General features: G+C 70.8%; 25 protein-coding genes. 14 read left to right on the forward strand and 11 right to left on the reverse strand.

Annotated elements, in window-relative coordinates; all coding sequences use genetic code 11:
* The first annotated feature begins 90 nt into the window (after positions 1-90).
* The 3 genes from ACZ7L6_RS04115 to ACZ7L6_RS04125 all read left to right on the forward strand — a co-directional run bounded on the left by ACZ7L6_RS04115 (position 91) and on the right by ACZ7L6_RS04125 (position 4,435).
* Positions 91-1,374, forward strand: coding sequence for a DUF6777 domain-containing protein (locus ACZ7L6_RS04115; RefSeq protein ID WP_471920384.1), 1,284 nt, complete (start codon positions 91-93; stop codon positions 1,372-1,374).
* Between the two features lie 90 nt (positions 1,375-1,464).
* Complete coding sequence (locus tag ACZ7L6_RS04120; protein WP_471920385.1) at positions 1,465-3,540, forward strand: SpoIIE family protein phosphatase; 2,076 nt, start codon at positions 1,465-1,467, stop codon at positions 3,538-3,540.
* A gap of 31 nt (positions 3,541-3,571) precedes the next feature.
* A complete protein-coding gene (locus ACZ7L6_RS04125; RefSeq protein ID WP_471920386.1) occupies positions 3,572-4,435 on the forward strand; it encodes an Fpg/Nei family DNA glycosylase in 864 nt (287 codons plus the stop codon).
* Between the two features lie 5 nt (positions 4,436-4,440).
* Here the strand turns inward: ACZ7L6_RS04125 and ACZ7L6_RS04130 are convergent, their stop codons facing one another.
* The 3 genes from ACZ7L6_RS04130 to ACZ7L6_RS04140 form a co-directional block, all read right to left on the reverse strand.
* Positions 4,441-5,094, reverse strand: a complete 654-nt coding sequence (locus ACZ7L6_RS04130) for a zf-HC2 domain-containing protein (RefSeq protein ID WP_471920387.1) — start codon at positions 5,092-5,094, stop codon at positions 4,441-4,443.
* A gap of 151 nt (positions 5,095-5,245) precedes the next feature.
* The gene (locus ACZ7L6_RS04135; protein WP_398810609.1) at positions 5,246-5,761 is read right to left on the reverse strand and encodes a hypothetical protein; all 516 of its coding nucleotides are present in this window, start codon (positions 5,759-5,761) and stop codon (positions 5,246-5,248) included.
* A 137-nt stretch (positions 5,762-5,898) separates the two neighbouring features.
* On the reverse strand, positions 5,899-6,447 hold the full coding sequence (locus ACZ7L6_RS04140) for a sigma-70 family RNA polymerase sigma factor (protein WP_398810606.1): 549 nt from the start codon (positions 6,445-6,447) through the stop codon (positions 5,899-5,901).
* 211 nt (positions 6,448-6,658) lie between these two features.
* Here ACZ7L6_RS04140 and ACZ7L6_RS04145 point away from each other — a divergent pair, with 211 nt between their 5' ends.
* Entirely contained in the window at positions 6,659-7,804 is a 1,146-nt protein-coding gene (locus ACZ7L6_RS04145) for a CapA family protein (protein ID WP_471920388.1), read from the forward strand.
* Positions 7,805-7,816: 12 nt separating this feature from the next.
* On the opposite strand, the gene ACZ7L6_RS04150 is transcribed toward ACZ7L6_RS04145, so the two are convergent.
* Positions 7,817-8,290, reverse strand: coding sequence for a MarR family winged helix-turn-helix transcriptional regulator (locus ACZ7L6_RS04150; protein ID WP_471920389.1), 474 nt, complete (start codon positions 8,288-8,290; stop codon positions 7,817-7,819).
* A gap of 72 nt (positions 8,291-8,362) precedes the next feature.
* On the opposite strand from ACZ7L6_RS04150, the gene ACZ7L6_RS04155 reads away from it, so the two are divergent.
* The gene (locus tag ACZ7L6_RS04155) at positions 8,363-9,181 is read left to right on the forward strand and encodes an alpha/beta fold hydrolase (protein ID WP_471920390.1); all 819 of its coding nucleotides are present in this window, start codon (positions 8,363-8,365) and stop codon (positions 9,179-9,181) included.
* Here ACZ7L6_RS04155 and ACZ7L6_RS04160 read toward each other — a convergent pair.
* Positions 9,178-10,590 carry an amino acid permease gene (locus ACZ7L6_RS04160; protein WP_471920391.1) on the reverse strand — a complete coding sequence of 471 codons (1,413 nt, stop codon included), beginning with the start codon at positions 10,588-10,590 and terminating at the stop codon, positions 9,178-9,180. The genes ACZ7L6_RS04155 and ACZ7L6_RS04160 overlap by 4 nt on opposite strands.
* A 179-nt stretch (positions 10,591-10,769) precedes the next feature.
* Between ACZ7L6_RS04160 and ACZ7L6_RS04165 the strand changes: the two genes are divergently transcribed.
* The gene (locus tag ACZ7L6_RS04165) at positions 10,770-11,873 is read left to right on the forward strand and encodes an isopenicillin N synthase family dioxygenase (RefSeq protein ID WP_471920392.1); all 1,104 of its coding nucleotides are present in this window, start codon (positions 10,770-10,772) and stop codon (positions 11,871-11,873) included.
* Here ACZ7L6_RS04165 and ACZ7L6_RS04170 read toward each other — a convergent pair.
* Complete coding sequence (locus ACZ7L6_RS04170; protein ID WP_471920393.1) at positions 11,836-12,297, reverse strand: universal stress protein; 462 nt, start codon at positions 12,295-12,297, stop codon at positions 11,836-11,838. The genes ACZ7L6_RS04165 and ACZ7L6_RS04170 overlap by 38 nt on opposite strands.
* A gap of 88 nt (positions 12,298-12,385) precedes the next feature.
* On the opposite strand from ACZ7L6_RS04170, the gene lysX reads away from it, so the two are divergent.
* On the forward strand, positions 12,386-15,664 hold the full coding sequence (gene lysX, locus ACZ7L6_RS04175) for a bifunctional lysylphosphatidylglycerol synthetase/lysine--tRNA ligase LysX (RefSeq protein WP_471920394.1): 3,279 nt from the start codon (positions 12,386-12,388) through the stop codon (positions 15,662-15,664).
* Positions 15,665-15,781: 117 nt separating this feature from the next.
* A complete protein-coding gene (locus ACZ7L6_RS04180) occupies positions 15,782-16,639 on the forward strand; it encodes a polysaccharide deacetylase family protein (protein WP_471920395.1) in 858 nt (285 codons plus the stop codon).
* Here the strand turns inward: ACZ7L6_RS04180 and ACZ7L6_RS04185 are convergent.
* Positions 16,636-17,301, reverse strand: a complete 666-nt coding sequence (locus ACZ7L6_RS04185) for a class F sortase (RefSeq protein ID WP_471920396.1) — start codon at positions 17,299-17,301, stop codon at positions 16,636-16,638. The two genes, ACZ7L6_RS04180 and ACZ7L6_RS04185, sit on opposite strands and share 4 nt — an antisense overlap.
* A gap of 330 nt (positions 17,302-17,631) precedes the next feature.
* Here ACZ7L6_RS04185 and ACZ7L6_RS04190 point away from each other — a divergent pair, with 330 nt between their 5' ends.
* A complete protein-coding gene (locus ACZ7L6_RS04190; RefSeq protein WP_471920397.1) occupies positions 17,632-18,135 on the forward strand; it encodes a hypothetical protein in 504 nt (167 codons plus the stop codon).
* A 99-nt stretch (positions 18,136-18,234) separates the two neighbouring features.
* On the opposite strand, the gene ACZ7L6_RS04195 is transcribed toward ACZ7L6_RS04190, so the two are convergent.
* The 3 genes from ACZ7L6_RS04195 to ACZ7L6_RS04205 form a co-directional block, all read right to left on the reverse strand.
* Positions 18,235-18,744 (reverse strand): hypothetical protein, encoded by a 510-nt coding sequence (locus tag ACZ7L6_RS04195; protein ID WP_471920398.1) that lies wholly within the window; start codon positions 18,742-18,744, stop codon positions 18,235-18,237.
* A 254-nt stretch (positions 18,745-18,998) separates the two neighbouring features.
* A complete protein-coding gene (locus ACZ7L6_RS04200; protein ID WP_471920399.1) occupies positions 18,999-19,763 on the reverse strand; it encodes a bestrophin-like domain in 765 nt (254 codons plus the stop codon).
* 15 nt (positions 19,764-19,778) lie between these two features.
* Positions 19,779-20,330, reverse strand: a complete 552-nt coding sequence (locus ACZ7L6_RS04205; RefSeq protein ID WP_471920400.1) for a hypothetical protein — start codon at positions 20,328-20,330, stop codon at positions 19,779-19,781.
* 345 nt (positions 20,331-20,675) lie between these two features.
* Here ACZ7L6_RS04205 and ACZ7L6_RS04210 point away from each other — a divergent pair, with 345 nt between their 5' ends.
* The 3 genes from ACZ7L6_RS04210 (at position 20,676) to ACZ7L6_RS04220 (ending at position 24,995) form a co-directional block, all read left to right on the forward strand.
* On the forward strand, positions 20,676-21,665 hold the full coding sequence (locus ACZ7L6_RS04210; protein ID WP_471920401.1) for an SCO0930 family lipoprotein: 990 nt from the start codon (positions 20,676-20,678) through the stop codon (positions 21,663-21,665).
* A gap of 385 nt (positions 21,666-22,050) precedes the next feature.
* Positions 22,051-22,863 (forward strand): SAM-dependent methyltransferase, encoded by an 813-nt coding sequence (locus ACZ7L6_RS04215; protein ID WP_471920402.1) that lies wholly within the window; start codon positions 22,051-22,053, stop codon positions 22,861-22,863.
* Complete coding sequence (locus ACZ7L6_RS04220; RefSeq protein ID WP_471920403.1) at positions 22,860-24,995, forward strand: putative bifunctional diguanylate cyclase/phosphodiesterase; 2,136 nt, start codon at positions 22,860-22,862, stop codon at positions 24,993-24,995. Before ACZ7L6_RS04215 ends, ACZ7L6_RS04220 begins: the two co-directional genes overlap by 4 nt.
* Before the next feature lie 84 nt (positions 24,996-25,079).
* Here ACZ7L6_RS04220 and ACZ7L6_RS04225 read toward each other — a convergent pair whose 3' ends face one another.
* Positions 25,080-25,289, reverse strand: coding sequence for a hypothetical protein (locus ACZ7L6_RS04225; protein WP_471920404.1), 210 nt, complete (start codon positions 25,287-25,289; stop codon positions 25,080-25,082).
* A gap of 303 nt (positions 25,290-25,592) precedes the next feature.
* Here ACZ7L6_RS04225 and ACZ7L6_RS04230 point away from each other — a divergent pair, with 303 nt between their 5' ends.
* Both ACZ7L6_RS04230 and ACZ7L6_RS04235 read left to right on the forward strand, forming a co-directional pair.
* Positions 25,593-26,321, forward strand: a complete 729-nt coding sequence (locus ACZ7L6_RS04230) for a DUF3566 domain-containing protein (protein WP_471920405.1) — start codon at positions 25,593-25,595, stop codon at positions 26,319-26,321.
* On the forward strand, positions 26,312-26,563 hold the full coding sequence (locus ACZ7L6_RS04235) for a hypothetical protein (protein ID WP_471920406.1): 252 nt from the start codon (positions 26,312-26,314) through the stop codon (positions 26,561-26,563). The genes ACZ7L6_RS04230 and ACZ7L6_RS04235 overlap by 10 nt, the downstream gene beginning before the upstream one ends.
* The last annotated feature ends 2 nt before the right edge of the window (positions 26,564-26,565 follow it).

Raw genomic sequence — 26,565 nt, forward strand, 5'->3', positions numbered from 1 at the left:
GTCCTCCCTTCTTCATTGTCGCGCCGGAGGCCCCTGTGACTCGGACCCGCGTGACTCTCCGTATACCACCTCTCCGCTTGCGTAACCCAAGTGAGTGAAGCAGACAATGGTGGCGAACTGCCCGAAAACAGGCTGGAGGGCGTGATGCGGACCGTGGTGCGGACATCCACCGGAGCCATCGTCACGGCCGGCGCCCTCTCGGCGGCGCTCCTCGTCGCCGGGTGCGGCGGCGACGGGAGCCAGGGCACGGAATCCGGCGGAGAAGTCTTCCTCGAACCCGCTGCCGACAAGGGGCCGGATCCCTTCACCGACTCCACTGCGACCTCGACGGCCCGCCCGTCCCCGGTCGGGAAGTCGGGGCGGACCGGGCCGCAGCAGCTGTCCGGCGGCACGCCCGGCCTCTACGGCGGCACCCGGGGAACCGGCAGCTGCGACGTGCGGCGGCAGATCGACCACCTCACCGCCGACCGGGACCGGGCCCGCGTCTTCGCCCGGGCCGCGGGCATTCCCCGGGCCTCGATCCCCGGCTATCTGCGCTCTCTGACCTCGGTCGTCCTGCGCGCCGACACCCGGGCCACCAACCACGGGTTCCGCGACGGGCGCGGCACCGGCTACCAGTCCGTCCTACAGGCGGGCACCGCCGTCCTGGTCGACGACCACGGTGTGCCCCGCGTGCGCTGCGCCTGCGGCAACCCGCTCACCCCGGCCGCCCACCTGCCGGGCAGCGCGCGCACCAGCGGCCGGTCCTGGGCCGGATACCGTCCGGACCGGGTGGTCGTGGTGGCCCCGACCGTCCAGGTGATCACCGACATCACGATCATCAACATCGCCGACAACACCTGGATCGAGCGGCCGGTCGGCCATCGGGGGCACGACCGCGACCATGTCCTGCCGCGACCGAAGCCGGCGACGCCGACGCCGGTCCCGCACCCGCACGACAGCGCCTCGCCCGGCGAGGAGAGCGGGTCCCCCACGGACGAGGGCACGGCCCCGTCCGGCGGGCGTACCTCCCCGGAGACCTCGCCAACCAACTGCGTGACACCGACGGCCACCGTCACCCCGGGCGCCACCGACGGCGCTCCGGCCGAGACCGCGTCGGACACGGCGGACACCCCGAGCAGCGTCCCCACGAACTGCCCCACAGCCACGGTCACTGCGTCGCCCCGGCAGCCCAGCGCCCCCGAGTCCGGAACCGAGCCGGAGACCTCCCCGGCATCCCCGCAGCCTTCGGGTTCCTCGGACTCCCCGGAGGAGACCGGCCCCGAGACCGTCCCGGACAGCCCCGACCTGCCCGACGGCGGTGGGCTGATCCCCGACGGGCCGCGCACCACCGACAGCATCTTCGCCAGCCCCGTCGACGTCTTCGCCGGCTGACCGGCGCGCATGGACACACCCCGGGCGGCGGGCGGAGCCAATCCCGTCGCCCCAGTCGAAGAATCCGGCAAATCCTGGCAAGGTGGCCCCATGGTTGATCGGGGAGCGAGCGCCCTGTCACTCCCGGACGACTGGCCCGCCCACCCGGATCCGATCCTGGCGCTCAACCACATGGGCACCTTCGACTGGGACCTGGACAGCGGTCTGTTCCACATGGACGCCCAGGCCCACGAAGTCTTCGACCTGCGCCCCGACGAATACGACGGAAACCCCGCGACCCTGGCGATACGGGTGCCGCCGCCGGAGGCCTACCGGCTCGACGGCCTGGTCTCCCAGGCACTGAAGGACGGCAGCGAGAACTACGGCGCCTACTTCCGCATCCGCTGCCGCAACGGCACCCTGCGCTGGACCCACACCCAGGGCCACATCCGCCGCGACGAGACGGGCCGCCCCCGTCGCATCATCGGCATCGTCCGCGACGCCACCGACGAACTCGCCGAGAGCGAAGAGCGCCGTGAGCAGGCGGCCGACGACGAGGCCCGCCGTCAGCAGACCAACGTCGTCCAGCTCACCACGGCCGCCCTCGCGCACGCCCGCACCGTCCAGGACGTCATCGACGTCCTCAAGGACACCCACGGCCTGACCCATCTCGGCGCCACCAGCCTGGTCATGGGCCTGGTCGAGGCCGGCCGCATCCGGCTGGTCGCCGAGGGCCCCGCGGGCAGCTTCGTGCCCGGGACCCTGGTCACCCGGATAGACGAGCAGTACCCGATGAGCGAGGTCGTGCGGACCCTCACCCCGCGTTTCATCGAGTCGCCGGAGGAGTTCGCGGACTGCTACCCGGTCCTCTGGCCGCACATCACCGACCTGAACATCACCTCCGCCGCCTACATGCCGCTGATCGCCCAGGCCCGGCCGATCGGCGCCATCGGCCTGCTCTACAGCGACCGGCGCGGCTTCACCACCGAGGAGCGCAACGTGCTCGTCGCCCTCGGCAGCAGCATCGCGCAGAGCCTGCAGCGGGCCATGTTCTACGAGCAGGAGAAGGACCTCGCCACCGGCCTACAGCAGGCCATGCTGCCGCGCACCATCCCCAGCGTGCCCGGCGCCGACGTCGCCGTCCGCTACCGTTCCGGCTCCCTCGGCCGGGACATCGGCGGCGACTGGTACGACCTGATCCCGCTGCCGGGCGGCCGGGTGGGCGCCGTCATCGGTGACGTCCAGGGCCACGACACCCACGCCGCCGCCGTCATGGGCCAGCTGCGGATCGTCCTGCGCGCCTACGCCGCCGAGGGGCACACCCCGGCCACCGTGATGGCCCGCGCCTCCGTGTTCCTGCACGAACTGGACACCGACCGCTTCGCCACCTGCCTGTACGCGGAGGCCGACCTGTCCACCGGAGTCGTGCAGGTGGTCCGCGCCGGCCACATCGACCCGCTGATCCGGGAGCCCGGCGGCGCCTGCCGGCGCGTCGCGGTCGAGGGCGGGCTGCCGCTCGGCCTGTCCGCGGAGTTCGGACGGCTCGAATACCCGGTCGGCACGATCGAACTGGACTCCGACCACACCCTGCTGCTGTGCACGGACGGCCTGGTCGAGCAGCCCGGCGCCGACCTGGACGACGGCATGCAGACCCTCACCGCGCTCATCGCCACCGGCCCGGACGACGTACGGGACCTCGCCGACCGCCTCATCGACGTGGCCGAGGAACGCGGCGGCGACGACGACGTGGCCCTGCTCCTGCTCCGCCGCCGCGTCCTGGACGCCCCGCAGGCCGGCGGCCGACTCCAGCAGCATGTCGCCCCCGGCGACCCGGAGGCCCTCACCGGAGCCCGGCACATGATCCGTGCCGCCGTGCGCGCCTGGGGCGCCGGCGACCGGGCCGACGAGATCGAGCTGGTCGCCGACGAACTGATCACCAACGCCCTGATGCACACCGAGGGCTCCGCCATCGTCACCCTGCGGGTCCTCACCGGCTCCGAACGCCGGCTGCGCGTGGAGGTCGAGGACTCCTCCAGCGCCCTGCCGCGCCGCCGCGAGGCGGGGGAGTCCGGTGTCTCCGGCCGCGGTCTGCTCCTCGTCGACCTGCTCACGGACGTGTGGGGCGTGGAGGCCCGGGGCGGCGGCAAGGCGGTGTGGTGCGAGTTCCTGATGCCGGAGAGCACCTGAACACAGCCGTCCCTGGTGGCACTCTTGACGTATGCCGGAACTCCCCGAGGTCGAAGCGCTGAAGGACTTCCTCACCGAGCACCTGGTGGGCCACGAGATCGTCCGGGTGCTGCCCGTCGCGATCAGTGTCCTGAAGACGTACGACCCCCCGGTCACGGCTGTCGAGGGCCACGAGGTCACCGCCGTACACCGGTACGGCAAGTTCCTCGACCTCGAGACGGCGGACGGCCCGCACTTGGTGACCCACCTGGCCCGCGCGGGCTGGCTCCACTGGAAGGACCAGCTTCCGAGCGGCATGCCCCGCCCCGGCAAGGGCCCCCTCGCGCTGCGCGTGGCCCTGGAGACCGGCGCCGGCTTCGACCTGACGGAGGCCGGCACGCAAAAGCGCCTCGCGGTCTACGTCGTCCAGGACCCGCAGCAGGTCCCGGGCGTGGCCCGGCTGGGCCCGGACCCGCTCGCCGAGGACTTCGACGAGACCCGCTTCGCGGCCCTGCTGAAGGACGAGCGCCGCCGGCTCAAGGGCGCCCTGCGCGACCAGAGCCTCATCGCCGGGGTCGGCAACGCCTACAGCGACGAGATCCTGCACGCGGCGAAGATGTCCCCGTTCAAGCTGGCGGCGTCACTGACAGCCGAGGAAACACAGACGCTGTACGAGGCCCTGCGGACGACCCTCACCGAGGCGGTCGAGCGCTCGCGCGGAGTGGCGGCCGGACGCCTGAAGGCCGAGAAGAAGAGCGGCCTGCGCGTCCACGGCCGCACCGGCGAGCCGTGCCCCGTGTGCGGCGACACCATCCGCGAGGTCTCCTTCAGCGATTCCTCGCTCCAGTACTGCCCGACCTGCCAGACGGGCGGCAAGCCCTTGGCGGACCGCAGGTTGTCCAGACTTCTGAAGTAGGGGTCCTAACGCGCCTGCAGCGTCACCAGGTGCTCCCCGCCCGCCGTCCGTACCTCGTAGCGGACGATCTCGTCGGCGTGCATCGCCGAGGCGCCCGTCATGGTGTTCTCCCGGGCGTCGTGGTGGGCGGCGGACCAGCTGGTCACCGTCTCCTCCGAGCCGTCCCGGCCGATGGCGATCAGATGGCAGGCGCGCGGACCCGCGCCGTCCTTCACCTTCAGCTCCACCTGGCTGCCGTAGGCCTCGTTCTCGGTCGTGACCTGCGCCCACACACCCGAGCGGGCGTCGGTCGCCTCGACGACCTGTGCGGCCACGTCGTCGCCGCCCGCCATCATGGCGACCGCGGGCCCGGCGAGGGCGATCACGACCGAGGCCGCCACGGCGTACAGCGTGCGCCGGCGCAGGGCGCGATGGCGGGCCGCCACCGCTTCGAGCAGCCGGTTCAGCATCTGCGGGCCGGGCTTGGCCATGGGGTGCACGAACTGGGGTGTCGACCGCCGGTACAGCATCAACTGGCGGGTGACCGGCCCGAACTCGGTCACGTGTGCCGCGCAGCGCGGGCACTCCATGAGGTGGTCCTCGAAGCGGAACGCCTCCGCCTCGTTCAGCACGCCGAGCGCGTACGCGGCGACGTCGCGATGCCTCTCCAGGGACCTCATGCCGAATCCTCGTGCCGTTGGGTGCGGGGTGGGTTACTCCGTGCACCCACTGGTACGCACCAGACAGTCGATTCACTCAAGCCCCGCGCAGAATCCCAACCAGAGGATTCGGAGCGGTCGGCACCGAGGATTGGTCCGGAGAGAAAAGAACTCAGAAAAGGTGGATGGCGAGGTGCCCGAGCGGCAGCCCGAGCTGCCACGCCGGCGTCCACACCTTCGGCCCCTCGTCCTCACCCACCAGCGCACCGCCGCCCGGCACCGCGTTCAGGTCGGGCGCGAGCAGCTCGGTCTCCTGCAGCCATCGCCAGGCCGCCTCGGCCAGCTCCAGGTCGGGGGCGGGCCCGCCCGACTCGACCGCCTCGGCGGCGAGGCCCGCCATGCGCTCGCGCACCCAGTCCTGCCAGGGCTGGTCGTACGCGGTCAGCGACAGCCAGGTCTCCAGCTGGGAGACGACCCGGATGCCGGAGAGCTCGCCGTCGGTGTCGGAGAGGAAGATGGTCAGCGCCAGGGCGTCACGCCCGGCGCGGAACTCGAAGGACGTCGGCGGCATCAGATCGCCGGTCCGCAGCAGCTCGTCGGCGATGTACTCGGCGTACAACCACGCCATGGGGACGGTGAGTTCACCGCCGCCGGTGCCGTCCGTGCTCTCTTGACCTCTGTGCAGCATCCCTTCCTGCCTTCCTCCGGTGCGTGCGCGTCGCCCGAGCGCCCGGGCCCCAGTCCGGAACACGGATGAGGACAGCCGATTACTCAACCGGGGTCCGCAGCAAGGCGCTTTACGGAGGTTTGACTAAGTCGTTGGTTTCACCGCAGGTCGGCCGCGTATCCCGGAAGCACCCTGCGCAGGGCGCGCAACGCGTAGTAAGCGCGAGACTTCACCGTACCGGGCGGAATACCCAGGGTTTCCGCGGCTTCCGCAACACTCGCCCCTTGGAAGTACACGAGCACCAGGACTTCACGGTGCTCCGGAGTGAGTGTCTTCACAGCCTCGCGCACATCGAGCATCTCCGCGGCCCGCTCGGCGTGGTCGGAGATCACCCGCGCGTTCTCCAGGATCGCGTCCCCGACCTCCGGCGGCCGCGCCTGCCGGGCCCGCCGCGCGTCGATCGCGAGCCGCCGCCCGACGGTCAGCAGCCACGGCCGTACGGAGTCGAAGTCGTCCGCGCGCAGCGCCTCGGGATGCTGCCAGGCGCGCACCAGCGTCTCCTGCACGAGGTCCTCGGCGCGCTGCCGGTCGCCGTCGCAGAGCCGGAGCAGCAGCGCGAAGAGGGGCCGGCCGTGCTCGCGCTGCAGCGCGGCGAGCTCGTGCTCGGCGGTCGTCGTCCCGTTCGTGAGGGTGGTTCCGGCCGTCATGGCCGTATGCCATCGCAGGCGGCCGTTGTGGGACAGAGCACACACACGGATCTGCGGCGGACGGTCGATCGCGTCGGCGAACGGTACGACGAACGGTCCCTTCCGCCTATTCGGGGCGCGCCAGACGGGCTAACGGAGGCGGCCCGATTGTTTGCGATCGCGCCCTGTTTCATACGTATTGGTGGGTAATACGACCACACGGGGTGAGCAGATGATTGCACGCAGTCGACTTGTGGCCCTCGCTCTGACGGCTGTCCTCGCTGCAGGCGCCGCCTGCCAGGCCAACAACCGCAAGGCTCCGGGGCAGGAGGGCCCCTCCGCCGGCCCCCGCGACTTCACGCTCGTCGCCTCCGGCGACATCCTCCCGCACACCTCGGTCATCGACCGTGCGCGTTTCGACGCGGGTGGCTCCGGCTACGACTTCCGCCCGATGCTCGCAGGTGTCGAACCCGTCGTCTCGCGCGCCGATCTGGCGCTGTGTCACATGGAGACCGTCTACGGCGCCGACGGCCAGTACACCGGCTACCCCACCTTCAAGTCCCCGCCGGAGGTGGCCCGGGCCGTCGCCGCCACCGGCTACGACGGCTGCTCGACCGCCTCCAACCACAGCCTCGACGACGGCGCCGCCGGCATCCTGCGCACCCTGAACGCCCTCGACGAGGCGCGCGTACGGCACGCGGGAACGGCGCGCACCGAAGGCGAGGCGCGCTCGGTGACGGTGCTGCGCGCGGGCCGGGCCAAGGTCGCGCATCTCGCGTACACCTACGGAGTCAACGGCTTCCCGCTGCCGCCGGGGCAGCCCTGGGCGGTCAACATGATCGACCAGGCCAGGATCCTGGCGGACGCCCGCGCCGCCCGGAAGGCGGGTGCCGACGTCGTCGTCGTCTCGATGCACTGGGGCACCGAGTGGCAGGACGCCCCGGACGACATGCAGGTGACCCTCGCCCGCGAGCTCACGGCCGCGAAGACCGGGGACCGCCCCGACATCGACCTGATCCTCGGCACCCACGCCCATGTGCCCCAGGCGTACGAGAAGGTCAACGGCACCTGGGTGGTCTACGGCATGGGTGACCAGGTCGCGGGCGCGATGTACAACGAGCAGGGCGTGCAGGACCCGCGCGGCAACCAGTCCACCCTCGCCCGCTTCACCTTCACCCCGCCGGCCGAGAAGGGCGGCCGCTGGGAGGTGAAGAAGGCCGAGTTCATTCCCCAGCTGTTCGACATCGACGCCGGCCGGGTGGTCAACCTCAACCGGGCCATCGCCCAGGGCGCCGAGCTGCGCGGGGTACGGGACCGGATCCGGGACGTCGTGCTGAGCCGGGGGGCGGGGGACGACGGGCTGGTGATGGGCAAGTAGCGCCGCAGGCGGTCAGTCCACGTCCACGTGGTCGAAGGTCTTCAGCATCTGCTTCAGCACGCGCACGCACGCCTGCAGCTCGGCGGCGGTCAGATCGCCGCCGACCTGCCGGTTCAGGGCGTGCTCGCGCGTGAGGATCGCGGTGATGACGGCCTCGCCCTCCTCCGTGATCCGGATCAGCGAGGATCGCTGGTGCGCGGGATTGGGGGTGGCCTCGACCCACCCTCTGCCCATCGCGTCGTTGACCATGCGCTGCACGAACTGCCGGGTCAGCGCCATGACCCGGCCCATCTGAGGCACCGTCATGGGCCCGTACCTGTGCAGCAGGGTCAGGACGGAGCGCACTCCGACGGACACCCCCTCGATCTCCTCGCCCTGTTCGAGCTTGCGCAGGCCGCGCCGGTACAGCGCGCCGATCAGGTCGAACACCTCGCTGATCCGGTGGCCGAGTACGTCGGGGTCGAGGGGGGCGTCGGAGTCGTTCACACCGTCATCATGCATACCGTCATCATGACACCTTGGTTGCCAAAGTCCCCGGAACATGACACCTTGGTTGTCATGACAGTTGCTTCGGAACTGAGCTACTTCACGTCCACCGACGGCGACCTCGCCTACCGCGACAGCGGCGCGGGCGACCTCGTCGTGCTGCTCCACTCCGGTTACGTCGACCACCGCCTCTTCGAAGGCCAGATACCGGCCCTCGTCGACGCCGGGTACCGGGTGGTCGCTGCCGACGTCCGCGGCCACGGCTGGTCCGCCAACGCGAGCGAGCCCTTCCGCTGGGCCGACGACCTCGCCGGCCTGCTGCGGCACCTCGACGCCGGTCCCGCGGTGCTGGTCGGCGTGTCGATGGGCGGGCTGATCGTCACCAACACCGTGCTGGAGCATCCCGACCTCGTCCGCGCGGTGGTCACCTGCGGGGCCGCGACCGGGGAATTCCAGTACACGGACACCTGGACCCGCGGGATCCAGGCCGAACTGGCGCGCACGCTGGCCGCCGGGGACCTCGAGGGCTGGCTCGACACCTTCGTGCGGTACATACCCGGCGAACACCGGACCCTTGACGACATCGACCCGGACATCCTGGGCCGGGTGCGGGAGATGAGCCGCCACACGCTCGCCAAGCACACGCCCGGCGAGAAGGACTGGTTGGTGCCCGTCACCGACACCTTCGCCCGGGCGGCGGAGATCACCGTCCCGCTGCTCACCCTCAACGGCGGCCTGGAACCCGCCGACATGCTCGCCGCGGCCGAACGGCTTGCCGCCACCGCCGGCAAGGGCCGCGTCGAGGTCGTCGACGGCGTCGGGCACTACCTCAACCTGGAGAAGCCCGAGGTCTTCAACGAGCTCCTGCTGGACTTCCTCCGGACGCTCTAACGCCCGGCCAATGCGGACCGCCGGTACGAGTAGCCGAAGTAGACCACGAGCCCGAGCGCGAACCACACGGCGAACCGCACCCAGGTCTGCCACTGCAGATACGTGATCAGCCAGATCGAGAAGCCGATCCCGAGGGCCGGCACCACCGGCATCCACGGCGTACGGAAGGTGCGCGGCAGCTCCGGCTGCCGGTAGCGCAGCACGATCACCGCCGTGCACACCACCACGAACGCCAACAGGATGCCGATGTTGGTCAGTTCGGCCGCCTCGCCGATCGGCAGGAACCCGGCGATGGCGGCCGACGCCACCCCGACGATCCAGGTCACCCGGGTGGGCACGTGCCGCGTCGGATGCGTCTTCGCGAACCAGCGGGGCAGCAGCCCGTCGCGGCTCATGCTGAACCACACCCGGGTGACGCCCAGCATGAAGGTGAACATGACGGTGAGGATTCCGATGATCGCGCCCACCGCGATCACATCCGCCAGCCCGCCGAGCCCCACCGACTTGAACGCCGTCGAGAAGCCGCTCTCCTTGTCGATGTCCTTGTAGTCCTGCATGCCCGTCAGCACCAGGCAGGCGGCCACGTACAGCACCATCGAGATCACCAGCGAGTAGATGATCGCCTTCGGCATGTGCCGCTGGGCGTCCTTGGACTCCTCGGCCGCCGTCGACATCGCGTCGTAGCCGAACACCGCGAAGAACACGGTGGCCGCACCGGTGAACGCCCCGCCGACCCCGTACGGGAAGAACGGGTTGTAGTTCGCCGTGTCGATGTGGAACACGCCCACGGCGATCACCAGCAGCACGACCAGGACCTTCAGGACCACCACCACCGTCTCGAAGCGGGCCGCGTTGCGGATGCCGAGGTTCAGCAGATAGGCGATGAGCAGGCACAGGAGGGCGGCGAAGAGGTCGACCCTGTGCCCGTCGCCGGTGCCGGGTGCGCCCAGCATCCAGTTCGGCAGCTCGGCGCCCATGTCCTCGACCAGGAAGCTGAAGTAGCCCGAGATCCCGATGGCGACCACCGCCACGATCGCCGTGTACTCCAGCAGCAGGTCCCAGCCGATGAACCAGCCCGCCAGCTCGCCGAGCACCGCATAGCCGTACGTGTACGCCGATCCCGCCTTCGGGATCAGCCCTGCGAACTCGGCGTACGACAGCGCGGCCGCCGCGCTCGCGACACCGGCGATCAGGAAGGAGACGAGGACTGCCGGACCCGCCGTACCGTTGGCGACCGTTCCGGCCAATGTGAAGATGCCCGCCCCGATGATGCCGCCTACGCCGATCGCGGTCAGCTGCCACAGTCCCAACGACCGGTCGAGCCGCGTACCCTCGCCGACTTCCGTCTCCTCGATGTGCTCGATGGGTTTGCGGCGGAGAATGCCCTCGCCCGTCCGGAGCCCGGCCATGCGCCTCACCTCTTCGCGTTGGGCAAACGGCTCACAGCGGATGATGATGCTCCGGTTGCGGCCGGGACGAAAGAGGTCGGACATACGTGGCGCGGCCAGTCAACTGAATGGCTGTTCAGCAGGGCGGGCCCGCAGTAGTTTGACGCGCAATCACTCGCATCGCTCTCGGAGTACCTCGAATGAGCAGCGACAAACAGACCCTGACGCCCCTTCAGACATTCCAGGTCCCGTCGGTCGTCAACGGCTCGGACGCCGACCGGACCCTCGGCGGAGAACTCATCGCCGCCTGGCAGTCCGACGGAATCTTCCAGATCCGGGCCACCGCCGCCCAACAGGCCACCACCGAAAGGGCGTTGGCGGCCTCCCGCGCCTTCTGCGCCAGACCTCTGGAGGAGAAGGCCGGATACGTCTCCGACCTCACCTACAGCGGCTACGTCGCCTCGGGCGAGGAGGAGACAGCCGGGAAGAAGGACGGCTCGGAGATCTTCACCGTCTGCCCCGACATCCCCGCCGACGACCCCCGCGTCCTCGCGCACTGGCCCTGCCACGGCCCCACGCCCTGGCCGTCATCCGCCTACGCCCGCGCCATGAAGGACTACATGGCCGCCGTCGGCGAGATCGGCCATCGCCTGCTCCGGCTCACCGCGCTGGGTCTGGGCCTGCCCGACCCCGACCACTTCGTCCGCCTCACCGCCGACGGCTGGCACCACATGCGGGTGCTGCGCTTCCCGCCCGCCGACGCCACCTCTGAACGCGGCATCGGCGCCCACACCGACTACGGCCTGCTCGTCATCGCCGCCCAGGACGACGTGGGCGGCCTCTTCATCCGCCCGCCCGTGCCCGGCGAGGAACGCGGCCGCAACTGGCTGCCCGACGAGTCGATGGCCGGCCGCTACGAACACGACGAACCCTGGACCTACGTGACTCCTGTCCCGGCCGTCTTCACGGTGTTCCCCGGCGACATCATGCAGTTCATGACCGACGGCGCGCTGTTGTCCACCCCGCACAAGGTCCGCCTCGCCGACCGCGAGCGCTACACCCTCGCCTACTTCCACGAGCCCGGTTTCAACACCGTAGCCAGGCCCCTGACCGGAACGGACACCGGCGCGTACATCCACTACGGCACCCACTTCACCTCGATGTTCCGCAGGTGCTACCCCCGTCGCAGCACGACGCTGCGCATCGACGCGGAGGACCGCATGGCCGTCCTCGCGAAGCTCCGCGACCAGGCCGTGGGCGCCGGACTCAGGGCACCACGGTCACCGGCCACCGCCCGGCCTTGACCAGGCGCACCGCGACCGACCCGACGATCCGGTGCCCGGCCTGCTGGGACGCCCCCACCACCACGGCGTCCGCCTTCAGGTCGTCCGCCGCTTTCACCAGGCCGTTGTAGGGGTCGCCCTGGAAGGTGTGGAACTCCCAGCGGACGTCGAATATCCCCTTGAGCCGCTCGGTCGCGTCCCGGATCTGGGCGATCAGGTCCTCGGCGATCTCGTTGGTGGCCTCCGCGACCGGCGCTCCGAGGACCGCGCCCGCCGCCGTCACCGGCTGCACGTACACGACGGCGAGCAGCGCGTGCTGCCGCCGGGCGAGTCCCGCCGCGTACGCCGCCGCGCGGAGCGAGGAGTCGGAGCCGTCCACCCCGACGACGATGACCTTGGGCCCGTCCGTACCCCGCTCGAACTGGTGCGAGTGCTGTTCCGTCACGGCACGGAGGCTATCGGAACCCGCAGGTCCCGCCGCCGGGCAGGGCGCTCGACGGGCGAGCGGGCCGGGGGCTTCCTACCCTCGGAACATGAGTGCCACCGTGGAGGCCGCCCCGGCGAAGGACACCGCGGGCCGGACACGGCCGCCCGGGAACGGCTTTCTCAGCAGGGTGCCGGAGGGTTTCGCGACCTTCTTCGGCGCCCTGGGACTGCTCTGCGCCCTGCTGGCCCTCATACCCCCGCTGCGCCGCGCGCTCCGCCCCGTCGTGCGCATCCTCGACGAGCTCATCGTGCCGGTCAGCGCCAACCTCGCGTACGCCGTCTTCCTCTTCCTGCTCGCCGCCGCGACCGCGGCCCGCAAGAAGGTCGCCTGGTGGCTGGTCGTCGTCTATCTGGGGCTGCTCGTCCTGACCGACGCCCTCGGCACGGCCCTCGGCCACTACGCCGACTCCGTCCCGTCCCTCGTCGTGTGCGGCTTCGCCCTGGCCCTGCTGATCGTCGCCCGCAAGGAGTTCTACGCCGCCTCCCGCCACGGCGCCGTACGCCGGGCCGTCGGCGTCCTGGCCGTCGGGCTCGGCATCGGCATCCTGGCCGGCTGGGGGCTGGTCGAGCTGTTCCCCGGCACGCTGCCGCGCGGCCAGCGCCTGGCGTGGGCCGCCGACCGGGTCTGCGGCGGCCTCGTCTCCGGCGCCAGCTACGACGGGCGGCCGCCCCGCCCCCTGTACTTCCTGCTCGGCCTGTTCGGCGCGCTCGCCCTCCTCAACGCCGCCGCGACGCTGTTCCGCTCGCAGCGCATGGAAGCCGCCCTGCACGACGACGAGGAGGCCCGCATCCGCGCCCTCCTCAGGGCGTACGGCGACCAGGACTCCCTCGGGTACTTCGCCACCCGGCGCGACAAGGCCGTCGTCTTCTCACCCAGCGGCAAGGCCGCCGTCACCTACCGCGTCGAGGCCGGGGTGTGCCTGGCCAGCGGAGATCCGGTCGGCGACCGGGAGGCCTGGCCGCACGCCATCGCCGCCTGGCTGGACCTGGCCCGCCGCTACGCCTGGGTGCCCGCCGCCATGGGCGCCTCCGAGGACGGCGCCCGGGCCTACGCGCGCGCCGGACTCGGCGCCCTCCAGCTCGGCGACGAGGCGATCCTGCACGTGCCGGACTTCGACCTCGACGGCCGCGACATGCGGGTCACCCGGCAGGCCGTGCACCGCGTCCGCCGCACCGGCGCCCATTGCCGAATCCGCCGCCACTCGGCCCTCACCGAGACGGAGATGGAGGAGGTGATCGGCAAGGCCGACGCCTGGCGCGACACCGTGACCGAACGCGGCTTCTCCATGGCCCTCGACCGCCTCGGCGACCCGGCCGACGGCGACTGTCTCCTCGTCGAGGCCCTCGGCGAGAACGGCGAGCTGCTCGCCCTGCTCTCCTTCGTGCCCTGGGGCACGGACGGCGTCTCCCTGGACCTGATGCGCCGTGACCGCGGCGCCCCCAACGGCGTCATGGAGTTCATGGTCGCCGAGCTGTGCGCCGCGGCGCCGAAGACGGGCATCCGCAGGATCTCGCTGAACTTCGCCGTGTTCCGCTCGGTGTTCGAGGAGGGTGCCCGCATCGGTGCCGGACCCGTGCTGCGGCTGTGGCGGCGTCTGCTGCTGTTCTTCTCCAAGTGGTGGCAGCTGGAGGCCCTCTACCGCTCCAACGCCAAGTACCGGCCGCAGTGGTTCCCGCGCTTCCTCTGCTACGGCGAGGCCGCCTCCCTCGCCCGGATCGGCCTCGCCTCCGGCATCGCCGAGGGATTCGTCTCCGTACCGTCCCTGCGCAAACTTCTCAGAAAGGGGCACCCGCGAAACGGACCGCGTCCCGCGACCACCGAAGGACTACCCACGCTGGCGGCGCTCGGCCTCGCCGGAGGGGACGAGGCCGGGGCGGCCGGGCCGGATGCGGGCCTGCCCGAGCAGGTCCGCATCCGGCACCACACCCTCGACCGGCTGCGCGCGCAGGGCACCGACCCCTACCCGGTGGGCATCCCGGCCCGCACCCACGCCCTCGCCGACGTCCGCGACGGCGAGCAGGTCACCGTCGCCGGCCGGATCATGCTGGTGCGCGACTTCGGCGGCATCGTCTTCGCCGTCCTGCGCGACTGGTCCGGCGACCACCAACTCGCCCTCACCCGCAAGGACACCGGCGCCGGACTCGACCGCTTCACCGCCGACAGCGACATCGGCGACCTCATCACCGCCACCGGCCTGGCCGGGGTCAGCGACAAGGGCGAACCGACCGTCTTCGTCACCTCCTGGCAGCTGACCGGCAAATGCCTGCGCCCGCTGCCCGACAAACGCCGCGGCCTCGCCGACCCGGAGGCCAGGGTCCGCATGCGCTACCTCGACCTGGTCTCCAGCCCCGCCGCCCGCGACGTGGTCCGCGCCCGCTCCACCACCGTCCAGGCACTGCGCCAGGGCCTGCTGGAGCGCGGCTTCCTCGAGGTCGAGACGCCGATGCTGCAACAGATCCACGGCGGCGCCAACGCCCGCCCCTTCCACACCCACATCAACGCCTACGACCTCGACCTGTACCTGCGCATCGCACCCGAGCTGTATCTGAAGCGGCTGTGCGTCGGCGGCCTGGAGAAGGTCTTCGAAATGGGCCGCACCTTCCGCAACGAGGGCGTCTCCTACAAGCACAATCCCGAGTTCACGATGCTGGAGGCCTACCAGGCCTACGCCGACTACGACGTGATGCTCGACCTCACCCGCGAACTCGTCCAGGGCGCCGCGACCGCCGCCTTCGGCTCGCCGACCGCCCGCAAGGACGGCACGGAGTACGACATCTCCGGGCCGTGGCCGGTCAAGACGGTGTACGGGGCGATCTCCGAGGCGCTGGGGGAGGAGATCGGCCCCGACACGGAGCTGCTCAGGCTGCACCGGCACTGCGACCGCGCGGGTGTGCCGTACACGGCCGACGACGGCCACGGCGACATCGTGCTGGAGATGTACGAGCGCTTGGTGGAGGAGAAGACCCAGCTGCCTACCTTCTACAGGGACTTCCCGACCGACGTCTCCCCGCTCACTCGCCAGCACCGGCACGACCCCCGCCTCGCCGAGCGCTGGGACCTCGTCGCCTTCGGCACCGAACTCGGCACCGCCTACTCCGAGCTCACCGACCCCGTCGAACAGCGCCGCCGCCTCACCGCCCAGTCCCTGCTCGCCGCGGGCGGAGACCCCGAGGCGATGGAGCTCGACGAGGACTTCCTCGACGCCCTCGAATACGCCATGCCGCCCACCGGCGGCCTCGGCATCGGCGTCGACCGGCTGGTCATGTTCCTCACCGGCCTGACGATCCGCGAGACCCTGCCGTTCCCGCTGGTCCGCCGCCGCTGACGCCACGTCAGAGGACTTTCGGCCGGCGCAACCGGGGCTGGACCGGCCGGGCGTTTTCCTGCCGCCGTACCGGTGTCGCCCTGGTGCGACGGTCCCGTGCCGGGCGACTCATCATTCATGACGAAGGATCAGTCGCTCACAGGTCCGCTCACACGGCGCCGCGCGCTGCTCGCCGGTGCCGTCGCCGCCGGGGCCGCCGGCACCGCGGGCATCGCCGGAGTGATCGCGACTCTCGCGGGCGAGGAGCCGGTCCGGCCCGCCCTCCCGGCCACGGGTCCCCAGCCGCACCGTGCGCTCAAGCCCTCCGCCTACCGCCTCCAGCCCCTGACGGGATACGGCCCGCCCCGGGTGGCACCCCGCCGGCCCCTGGTACGGCGCCAGCCGTTCCTGCGCGTGGCCGGGCGGGGCCGCACCATGGTGCTGACCTTCGACGACGGACCAGACGCCCGCTACACCCCGCACATCCTGGACACCCTGCGCGAGTACGACGTGCGCGCCATGTTCTTCGTGTGCGGCGAGATGGTCGCCGAGAACAAGGACCTCGTGGCGCGGATGGCCGACGAAGGCCATGTCGTCGGCAACCACACCTGGTCCCACCCCCTGCTCACCCGCCTCAGCCGCGCCCGGATCCGCGCCGAGATGGAACGCACCTGCGACATCGTCGAGGAGACGTACGGCGAACGCCCCGCCTGGTTCCGCGCGCCCTACGGCGCCTGGAACCGCGCCACCTTCCAACTGGGCGCCGAGCTGGGCATGGAACCGCTGGCCTGGACCGTCGACACCCTCGACTGGATGAGCCCCGGCACCCGCACGATCATCCACCGGGTCGAGCACGGCGCCGCCCCCGGCGTCGTGGTGCTCTCGCACGACGCCGGAGGCGACCGCTCCCAGAGCGTCCTGGCCCTGCGCGCCTATCTGCCGGAGCTGCTGGACTCCGGGTACTTCGTCACCGTTCCCGAGCGGAAGTACACCTAGCGGACCTCGACCAGACTGGCGAAAGCGACGACGTTCCCGTCGTAGCCGTTCTGCTTGGAGAAACCGCCGCCGCAGGTGATGACCCGCAATTCGGCGCTCCCTTTCGAGGCGTAGACCCGGTCGCCGGGGAAGTTGTTCTTCTCGAAGACCTCGACGCCGTAGACCTGGAACACGGCCGTCTTTCCGTCCTGCCGCAGGACCTCGACGCGACTGCCCGGCTTGAGTGCCCCGAGGCCGTAGAACACGGCGGGGCCCTGATTGTTGTCGACATGGCCGACGACCACCGCCGTGCCTTTCTCACCGGGGGACACGGACCCGGTGAACCAGCCCGCCAGGTTCGGGTCCTCCGGCGGCGGCGCGCCGACCCAGCCGTCCGAGTCCAGGCCGACCGGGATCATCGGCGCGTCGACCTGGATCGAGGAGATCCGGACCCGCTCCGGCATGGCGTACGGCAGCGGCTGCACGGCACCGGTGAAGACGCTGCCGCGCACCTGGCTGTTGTCGGGGGCGGCCGCCGACGCGGGCTGCGGCGGCCCCTCGTCGAACTCGCCCGAGCCATTGCGAACGAGTGCGAGACCGGTCAGCAGAACAAGCGCTATCACGCCCCAGGGAGCGCGCCTCTTCCGCCGCTCCTCCTCTTCGGCGAGCTCGGACCCGTACATTCGCCTTCCCCTCTCGACGCGGCCGTCGCCACGCCGTTCGCGCATACGAAAACGCTAAGTCCGGTGCGCGCAACCGGCGACGGGGCGGGTGCGAACGGGTGGCCCGAACTCTTTGCGTGCGCCATCCGAGTTGCCACCGGCCGGAAAATTCTGACGGTGTGTGACCTGCGGCAATTCCGATTGTGGGCTCATCGGTCGGCGTGTCCTCTCACCAGGACGGACCATCGCCGAAATGCGGCCCCGGGCACCGCATCTGAGGGTCTTTCTGGGAGGCGCTTTCTCGCCGATCGACCGGGGACGGTTCCCGGGGCGTCTTCCGCGGAGGATCACATGCGTAGAACTCGTGCCCTGGCGGCCGCTGCCACCGCGGTCGCCGCTCTCGGACTCGCCGCCCCGGCGGCCACCGCCCGGGACGGCATGCCGCCCGTCGGACCGAGCAACATCGTCGCCCTGCCCAGCGTCATCGCGCGCGGCGCGCAGCTGACCATCACCGTCGACGGCTGCCCGCGAGGCGGCACCGCTACCTCGGACGCTTTCCCCGCCACGACCCTGACGCCGGTCCCCGGTGGCAGCACGGCCAGGGGCACTGCGATCATCGACCGCCACGCGCGGACGGGTGCGCACAGCATCACGGTCCACTGCACCGGCGCCGGCCGTCCCTTGACCCACCCGAACGCCTTCACCGTCATCGGCGGCGTCCGCGGCGGTCTCGGCGGCAGCAGTTCCACGGGCGCGACGCCGACCGACATGGCCATCGGAGGTGGGCTCATTGCCGTGGCCGTCGTCGGTGGTGGGGTGTTCTGGATGCGGCGGCGGGCGGAGAAGCGGACCTGATCCGCTGTCCCTCTTCAGACAGGTCGCACGTTCACAGACCTTCGCCCCGGCCCCCTCGAGGGGATCCGGGGCGAAGGTCTGTCTTTGCGTGCGGTGCTCTCAGGCGCCGTCGCCCTCCTCGCCGCTGCGGCGCCGGGAGAGGTGGTACGCCGTTCCGAGCGAGGCCGCGATGAACGCGGCGCCGAGGCCGATCTCCTTCAGGTTCAGGTCGGCCAGGCTGCCGCCGTCACCTGCCTGCACACCCTTCTCCCAGTGCGGGGGTGTGACGTGCCGGCCGCCGGCGATGGTCAGGTCGACGTCCTGCCAGAAGGTGCCGCAGTGGAACGACACCTCGTACACGGCACCCGGTTTGGCGTCCCAGTCGACCACGGCCCTGGCCGACGTACGCCCACGGGGGATGATGACCGTGTCGAAGACCCCCGACGAGACGCTGACGCTCTGCTCACAGCCCGTCGCGTGCAGCGTGACCTGTCCACCGGGGGCGACGGTGGAGGGCAGCACATCGACCCGGAAACCCTCGGTGTCCCCGCGGGCCTGGGCGGTGGGGGCGGTCAGGGCGAGGGCGCTGACGGCCAGCAGTGCGGCCGAAGCGACGCGTATCGCGCGCATGGTGTTTCCTCCGGGTCCCCGAGGAGCAGCTGCGGACCTTTTCCGCTTGCGCCTGACATGCACCTCGATGATCGGAACGCTAAAAAGGTGCGCACACCTGCGCGATCGCTGTCGTACGAATGGGGCAGGCGTGTGGGCCGCTCGGGGGACGGTGTTACCGCGACCGGGGGACGACAGCGGCGTGGCGGCCGAGCGTCGAGCGCAACGGCCGGCGTGCGCTGCCGCCCCCCGGAGTCCCGTCGGATGAGGGCCCGTCAGCCCTTGGCGTGCGGGAAGAGGTCCAGGAACGGCTCCGCCGATGCCGTGACACCGCGGCTGTACGGTGCGTCGAAGTCCCAGATGAGGAAGAGCAGGAAGGCGATCAGCGCCGAGAACAGCCCGGCGAGGACCAGCTCGCGGGGAGTGCGCCGGATCTGCAGGGCGAACACCATCCCGATGGTGACGACCCCGCCGGCGAGCAGTCCGAACCACACCACGCCCGGCATGGTCTCCCCGGTCGAGTTCGCCCGCGCCGTGCGCGCCTGGTCGGCGGCGGTCACCTGGTCGACGAGCGGCTGGTACGCCTGCGCCTCGAAGTCGTTCGCCGGCTCGTAGTCGGTGACGTCCTCGCGGATGCGCTGGAAGAGCTCGGCGCCGCGGTCGGTGACCCGGCCGTCGTCCGCCATGGTCTTCCACTCGGTGGTGACGACGTGTCCGACATAGGCGTTGACATCGTCGCGAATACGGTCACGGACGTCGTCCGGATAGACCCGGACCCGTTCCGAGATCTCGTGCAGCGCCACGGCTTCCGCCTGGACGTGGTCCTGGGCGGCGCTGCGGCCCTCCCACACGCCGGCGATGGCCAGGCCCAGGACGATGGCGTACACCACACCGATCCACATCGTCATGTACTCGATGACGTCCGGGGTCTCGGAGGGATCCTCGTCCTCGGGGGCCGTGCGGTGCCGTACGAGGGTGATGATGACCACCACGGCGCAGGCGGCCAGCATCGCGAAGGTGAGAACAAGCCATTCCGGCAACAGAAGCCTCCAGGGTCAGCGCGGCCGCAGCGCGGCGACGGCGGCGATCGCGGGCGCCGCGATGAGCAGGACGAAGGTGAGGGGCGAGGGGGCGTCGTGCGGCGCCCGGCGGTGCGGGGTGGCGCGGTAGGGCGGGTAGTGCACGGGGGTCATGGACGGACTCGGGGTGGGTTTGACCGACGGCTTCGGTGTGGGGGACGGGGTGGGTGCCGGCGCGGGGGGCGGGGTCGGCCGCGCGCGGGGCGGCGCGGGCTGGGGAGCCGGTGGTGCGGGGGGTGGCGGAGGCGGGGGAGGCGGGGGAGGTGGGGGCTCGGGTTTCGGGGTGGGTGTGGGTGTCGGCGTGGGGGCGGGGTCCGGCGTGGGCGTGGGCGTGGGCGTGGGCGTGGGCGTCGGAGTCGGGGTGGGGCTGGGTGTGGGCGGCGGGCACTGGGTGGGCGTCGGCCAGGTGAGGCTTCCGACGACCGCCACGGCCTGGGCGCCGTCCGGGCCCGTGTCGGCGTACGCGCAGACGGTGGCCGACGCCGCACCCGCCGGTGCCGCCACCAGAAGCCAGGTCAGCGCGGACACCGTCAACAACCTTGCTGCCAGGTTGGATTGGGTCGGTTCGAGTCCATGCACGACGAAGATCCTGAGCCCCGTGCAGGTCCCACACGCCGGAGCGCGGGCGGATTGCCTCGAACGGGCGACGTATGGCCCTCGAAAGGTTTGCCGAGCGGGCGCACACGTGACGGCCGAGGCGCACGCGCGTGCGACAGGGCGGGTGGCCTCACCGGTGTGATGCGGGTGTTGTCACAGCTTTCGGAAAGAAATTTGTGCATCCGTTGAACACGACCGTGCCTCTTGTGCGTACCCCATGTCGTGCGGCGGCGCAGCAGGGCGCTGCAACACCCTTGTGATTATGGGGAGTTGACGATGAAGACCTCGTGGCGGAGCGCCTCGCTCGTGGTGAGCGCCGTGGCTGTGCTGGCGCTGACGACGGCATGTGGCTCGGAAACCGCGCCGCCGGCGAGCAGCCAGAACGTGGGTGCCACGGCCGCGGCCGGTGATTACGGAAGCGCCGGCACCGGCCTCGGGAACGGATCCGGTTACGACCCCGGCGCGGCCGGCCAGGAGAGCGCGGCCACGGGGGCCGCCTCCGCCGGTGAACTCTCCGTTTCCACCAACCAGGAACTCGGCAAGGTGCTGACCGACAGCAATGGCCTGACGCTCTACCGCTTCGACAAGGACGCCGCGGAGCCGCCCAAGTCGAACTGCGGCGGCGACTGCGCGAAGAAGTGGCCGCCGGTCCCCGCGGACGACGCCACGGCCGGCGCCGGCATCGACGAGTCGCTGCTCGGCTCGGTCACCCGGCCCGACGGCACCAAGCAGCTGACGGTCGGCGGCTGGCCGGCCTACCGCTTCGCGAAGGACACCCAGGCCGGTGACATCAACGGCCAGGCCGTGGGCGGCACTTGGTACGCGCTCGCCCCCGACGGCAAGAAGGCCAAGGGCGGCGCGGGTGCGGAGGCGGCCGACCTGCCCGGTCTGTCCACGCGCAAGGACCCAAAGCTGGGTGAGATCGTCATCGACAAGAACGGCCACACGGTCTACCGCTTCATGAAGGACTCGCCCTGGCCGATGAAGACGGCGTGCACCGGCGAGTGCCTGGAGAAGTGGCCGGTCATCGCCCCGGTCGACGCCGATGACACCGAGGGCATCGACCTGAAGGGGTCCGGCCCCAGGGGGCAGGGTTACGTGGTCTTCGACCGCCCCGACGGCATCAAGCAGCAGACCATCGACTGCGTGCCGATCTACACCTTCGCCGGTGACAAGAAGCCCGGCGACACCAACGGTCAGGGCGTCGGCGGCACGTGGTTCGCCATCCGCCCCGACGGCAAGCCGGTCGGCGCGCCGGAGCAGTAGAGATCACACCTCCCCAGGGTTGATCGCCTCACCCAGCCGAGTACCGACCACGGAAGGGAGGGACGACACAGCGAGAGTGCCGGACGAACGGACGGCGCGCCCGACCCACCGGTCCGCCCCCTGAGCTCCACGCACAGGGGGCGGACCGGCTTGCCGTCGTCAACCGGTAGATCAACCGGTACTCTTCACCCTCTTTCACCATGCTTCGGAACTCTGTGGAACGCTTGGGACGCTTTTCACAGAGGCCGCGCGGGGGCATCAATTCGGCACGTGCCGCTGGCAGTGACCGGGAACGGATGGTCAATTTCCGTTTCCGCTCGCTCCTTTGGCGGGCGATCAGTAGCCTCAGCTCGAACACCGGATCGCCTGAGCCTTGGAGAGATAGATGGAGCGTCCCGCCTGGGCCCCACGGAGCATCGACATCTCGGTGCCCAGCGTCTCGCGGATCTACGACTACTACCTGGGCGGATCGCACAACTTCGAGGTCGACCGGGAAGCGGCCCGCAAGGCCATGGAGTTCATGCCGGGACTCCCCAAGATCATGCAGGCCAACCGGGCGTTCATGCGCCGCGCGGTGCGCTTCGCCATCGACGAGGGCATCACCCAGTTCCTGGACATCGGCTCCGGCATCCCGACCTTCGGCAACGTCCACGAGGTGGCCCAGAAGGCCAGCGCCGACGCGCACGTGGTGTACGTCGACCACGACCCGGTCGCCGTCGCCCACAGCCAGGCCGTCCTGGACGGCAACGACCGCGCGGACGTCGTCGCCGCGGACCTGCGCAAGCCCCGGGACGTCCTGGCCAGTTCGCAGGTCGAGCGCCTCATCGACCTGAACCGGCCAGTCGCCCTGCTTCTCGTTGCCATACTGCACTTCGTGGAGGACGAGGACGACCCGTACGGGGCGGTGGCCGAGCTGCGCGACGCGCTGGCGCCCGGCAGCATGCTGGTGCTCACGCATGCCTCGTACGAGGGAATCCCGCTGCCCGAGGAGCGGGCCAAGGGCACGGTCGACGTATACAGGGACATTCGCAACCCGCTGATCATGCGCTCGCGCGACGAGATCGCGCGGTTCTTCAAGGGGTACGACATGGTGGAACCCGGACTGGTGCCGATGCCGCACTGGCGGCCCGACACCGCACCGGAGGACGAGGATCCGTATGCCTTCTCCGGTTTCGCCGGCGTGGGGCGTACGGCGTGAGCGCGGGGCCGGACGGGCCGGAGGACAGACTGCGCCGGTTCGCGACGATCTGGAGCCGGGCGGTCTTCCCGGTGACCTCGACGTCGTCGACCCGGCCGGAGTTCGAGGAGCAACTGCTGCCGCTGGCCCGGCGGTTGAGCGAGGCGCTCAGGGCCAGGACGTTCGACGCGAACGAGGGCAAGGCGGTCGGCGCCGCACTCGTCGCCGCGCACTGCACCGACCCCGAGGCGCTCAGCCGCTCGCTGGACTGCGTCGAGGCCTACCTCGTCCTCTACTGCGGCACGGGCGGCGACCAGGAGGACCTGCGGGCACGCTCCTCGCGGCTGCAGCACGCCATGGCCGCCGGGTTCGCCCAGGCGCTGCGCGAGCGGACGCTGGCCGAGCAGGAGGCGATCTCCGCGGCCGCCCTCAAGGCGCAGGGCGTCGTCGCGCAGGCGCTGCACGCCACCGAGGCCCGCTTCCGCGCGGTCTTCGAGGGCGCCGCGATAGGGATCGGCATCGCCGACCTGGACGGCAACATCCTCCAGGTCAACGGCGCGCTGATGCGCATGTTCGGCATCTCCGAGCAGGCGATCCGCAGCCGCAACGTCAAGGAGTGGACCCACCCCGAGGACGCGCCGCAGACCTGGAAGCTCTACGACGAACTCGTGCGCGGCGAGCGCGAGCACTACCACCTCGAGAAGGCCTTCTACCGTCCTGACGGAACGGTCCTGTGGACCAACCTGACGGTCTCCCTGCTGCGTGACGCCGACGGCGACCCGCAGTACCAGCTGGCCCTGATGGAGGACACCACCGAGCGGCGCCTGCTCAACCTGCGGCTGCGCTACGAGGCCACGCACGACGCCCTCACGGGCCTGCCCAACCGCACGTTCTTCTTCGAACGCCTGGAGAAGGCACTGGGTGCCGGCGAAGGACAGCGGTTCGGGCTGTGCTACCTCGACCTGGACGGCTTCAAGACCGTCAACGACAGCCTCGGCCACGCGGCCGGCGACCGGCTGCTCGTCGAGGTCGCCGACCGGCTGCAGTCCTGTGCCACCGCGCCCGGCGAGATGGTCGCGCGGCTCGGCGGCGACGAGTTCGTGGCGCTGACCACCGGCTCCGACACCGAGCGCGAGGTCGACGAACTCGCCGCCCGCATCATGAACGCGCTCATCGCTCCGATCAGCATCGACGGCCGGGAGTTGACCGTCCGCGGCAGCATCGGCATCGTCGAGGGGCCGGCCGGGGAGCGCAGCCCGGCGGAGGTGCTGCGCAGCGCCGACATCACCATGTACCGGGCCAAGTCGGCGGGCGGCAACCGCTTCGAGCTGGCCGACCCGGAGGCCGATGCCCGGGCCATCACGCGGCACGGCCTGACCACGGCTCTCCCCACGGCGTTGGACCGGGGCGAGTTCTTCATCGAGTACCAGCCGCTGGTCCACCTCGGCGACGGCAGCGTGCGCGGCGCGGAGGCCCTGGTGCGCTGGCTGCACCCGCAGCACGGCGTCCTCGGCCCCGACCGGTTCATCCCGCTCGCCGAGCACACGGGCCTCATCGTCCCGCTCGGCCGCTGGGTCCTGGAACAGTCGGTGCGTCAGGCGCGCGAGTGGCGAGAACGCCACGACGACGCGGGCCCCCTGCGCATCAACGTCAACCTCTCGCCCTGCCAGCTCACCCATCCCGGGCTGGTCCAGGACACGGTGGACATCCTGGAACGCGCGGGCGTGGAACCGCACTCCCTCTGCCTGGAGGTCACCGAGTCGGCCCTCATCGGCGCCGACGACGACCTTCTCAAACCCCTGCGCAGGCTGGCCGAGATGGGCGTCGACATCGCCCTGGACGACTTCGGCACCGGCTACTCCAACCTCGCCAACCTGCGCCGCCTGCCGGTGAGCATCCTCAAGCTGGACCGCTCCTTCACCCAGAGCATGCAGCAGTTCCCGGCCGACCCCGTCGACCTCAAGATCGTCGAGGGGATCGTCTCCCTGGCCCACAGCCTGAGCCTCGCGGTGACCGTGGAGGGCGTGGAAACCGGCGCCCAGGCCGAGCAGTTGCGCATCCTGGGCTGCGACACGGCCCAGGGCTGGTACTACGCCCGCCCGGGCCCACCGGAGCGGCTGCACGAGCTGGCGCTGGTGGACGCGACGGGCTGAACGGCGGGGCCGTACGGGGCCGGACGGGGCGCGTCCAGGGCGGGACGGCTCCCGGCCCCGTACGGCCGGCTCACGAGCGGTGATCTAACCGTGCTGGTCGACCAGTTGGGCGAATGAGGTCATGCACGGTCGGCAGTGGGGTGTGGTTTCTGCCTCTGCGGTGTCGGTGTGCTCGATGTGTTCCATGTGTTCGGTGAGCAGTTGACCGCACAGGGCCTGCGTACCCTGCTTCGCCTTCAGGTGCCACACCACGGTTATGCCGTGCTCGTCGAGAGCGGGACACATCTCGTACATCAGGGGCCTCCCTGGATGGATGTTCTCACCGCCAAGGACACCGCATCACCGTCACCCGTACAGCGCAGCATGCGCCGATCGGGTGACGGGGCAGCCGGCGTCCGGGATGCCCGACCCGGTGGGTGCGTCTACGGTCGAATCTGCGTACCACCGGGCCATCGGTATGGGGCCGTCGTCCTGCGCGAAGGTGGGAGGCCGGTCGGTCACGCCCTGTGTTGTCACGGCGCTGCGCGCCTGTCACCGCATACGCATCCCACGGCCCATCAGGCCAAGGCCGCTGTATGGACAGGTGAGGAGATCAGCATGGGCCGAGCCAAGAGCGCTCGCGGTGCGACCACCCGTATGAAGCGCAGAGCCACAGGAACGCAGCGTCCTCAGCAGAACTCGAACAACACGCGCCGCAGCACCGCCCCGGCGGCGGATGCCGTCGGCCATGACACTTCCGAAGTTCGCAATCGCCGTTCGCCGCAGGTATCGGCCCCTGACTTCTCCGAACCGGTTGATCCGCGGCAGCGCGAGGAAAGCTCCCCGGCTCCCGATCGCGTGACCTCGCACCGCCCAGCCGCCCAGGCCCCGGCCGAACGCCATGACGCCCATCGGACGGCACCGCCGTCCGGTGGCCGGCCCCCGGCACGAAGAACCCGGCTGTTCCTCGCGCAGATCGACCCATGGTCCGTCGCGCTGACCAGCGCCCTGCTCTGTCTCGGCCTGGGCATATGCGCGGTCGTTGCCACATCCCTCATGTGGCTTGCGGTCGAGGTGACGAGTCCGGGGCCGGAACCGGCGCCGTCGCTCGGCTGGGCACTCACTTTCATGACCGTCACCGTGCTGGTCGAAGCAGCGCTGGGAACCGCGCTGGCAACCGTTGCCGCCTTCGTCTACAACCTGGCGGCTCAGCACACCGGAGGCGTCCAAATGACGCTGGAGCACGCCGCGTCAGCTCCGGAGAAGTTCAGCCTCAGAGCCCTGCTGAAGCATGAGCGCCTGCGCGCATGTCTCCCAGGGCGGCTCAGAGCACGTCTTTGCGACTGAGACCCCCACGTTCCGGCAACGACGACAAGGCCGACTCGAAACCCGAGAGCGGCGGCAGCGCCACCGCACCGTCGGCGCCGGCGGTCGCCTCCTTCGACCCGCCCAAGGCATTCGTCGCGATGTCGGCGTTCGGGGTCGAGCGCACGGCCAAGGACAATGACTACACGCTCGAGGCCGGCATGGTGGGACAGACCTCTCTGATCGCGGGACTCACCGGTGTCACCGGCCGCCGCTGGACGTGACC

It is taken from the genome of Streptomyces sp. NPDC107522, assembly GCF_055657525.1.

Coding starts and splice junctions, on each gene's coding strand:
- ACZ7L6_RS04125 (WP_471920386.1), top strand. CDS start 3,572: ATGCCGGAACTCCCCGAGGTCGAAGCGCTGAAGGACTTCCTCACCGAG.
- ACZ7L6_RS04230 (WP_471920405.1), top strand. CDS start 25,593: ATGGGCCGAGCCAAGAGCGCTCGCGGTGCGACCACCCGTATGAAGCGC.
- ACZ7L6_RS04225 (WP_471920404.1), bottom strand. CDS start 25,289: ATGTACGAGATGTGTCCCGCTCTCGACGAGCACGGCATAACCGTGGTG.
- ACZ7L6_RS04130 (WP_471920387.1), bottom strand. CDS start 5,094: ATGAGGTCCCTGGAGAGGCATCGCGACGTCGCCGCGTACGCGCTCGGC.
- lysX (WP_471920394.1), top strand. CDS start 12,386: ATGAGTGCCACCGTGGAGGCCGCCCCGGCGAAGGACACCGCGGGCCGG.
- ACZ7L6_RS04120 (WP_471920385.1), top strand. CDS start 1,465: ATGGTTGATCGGGGAGCGAGCGCCCTGTCACTCCCGGACGACTGGCCC.
- ACZ7L6_RS04210 (WP_471920401.1), top strand. CDS start 20,676: ATGAAGACCTCGTGGCGGAGCGCCTCGCTCGTGGTGAGCGCCGTGGCT.
- ACZ7L6_RS04135 (WP_398810609.1), bottom strand. CDS start 5,761: ATGCTGCACAGAGGTCAAGAGAGCACGGACGGCACCGGCGGCGGTGAA.
- ACZ7L6_RS04140 (WP_398810606.1), bottom strand. CDS start 6,447: ATGACGGCCGGAACCACCCTCACGAACGGGACGACGACCGCCGAGCAC.
- ACZ7L6_RS04165 (WP_471920392.1), top strand. CDS start 10,770: ATGAGCAGCGACAAACAGACCCTGACGCCCCTTCAGACATTCCAGGTC.
- ACZ7L6_RS04185 (WP_471920396.1), bottom strand. CDS start 17,301: ATGTACGGGTCCGAGCTCGCCGAAGAGGAGGAGCGGCGGAAGAGGCGC.
- ACZ7L6_RS04145 (WP_471920388.1), top strand. CDS start 6,659: ATGATTGCACGCAGTCGACTTGTGGCCCTCGCTCTGACGGCTGTCCTC.
- ACZ7L6_RS04155 (WP_471920390.1), top strand. CDS start 8,363: ATGACAGTTGCTTCGGAACTGAGCTACTTCACGTCCACCGACGGCGAC.
- ACZ7L6_RS04160 (WP_471920391.1), bottom strand. CDS start 10,590: ATGGCCGGGCTCCGGACGGGCGAGGGCATTCTCCGCCGCAAACCCATC.
- ACZ7L6_RS04215 (WP_471920402.1), top strand. CDS start 22,051: ATGGAGCGTCCCGCCTGGGCCCCACGGAGCATCGACATCTCGGTGCCC.
- ACZ7L6_RS04180 (WP_471920395.1), top strand. CDS start 15,782: ATGACGAAGGATCAGTCGCTCACAGGTCCGCTCACACGGCGCCGCGCG.
- ACZ7L6_RS04190 (WP_471920397.1), top strand. CDS start 17,632: ATGCGTAGAACTCGTGCCCTGGCGGCCGCTGCCACCGCGGTCGCCGCT.
- ACZ7L6_RS04195 (WP_471920398.1), bottom strand. CDS start 18,744: ATGCGCGCGATACGCGTCGCTTCGGCCGCACTGCTGGCCGTCAGCGCC.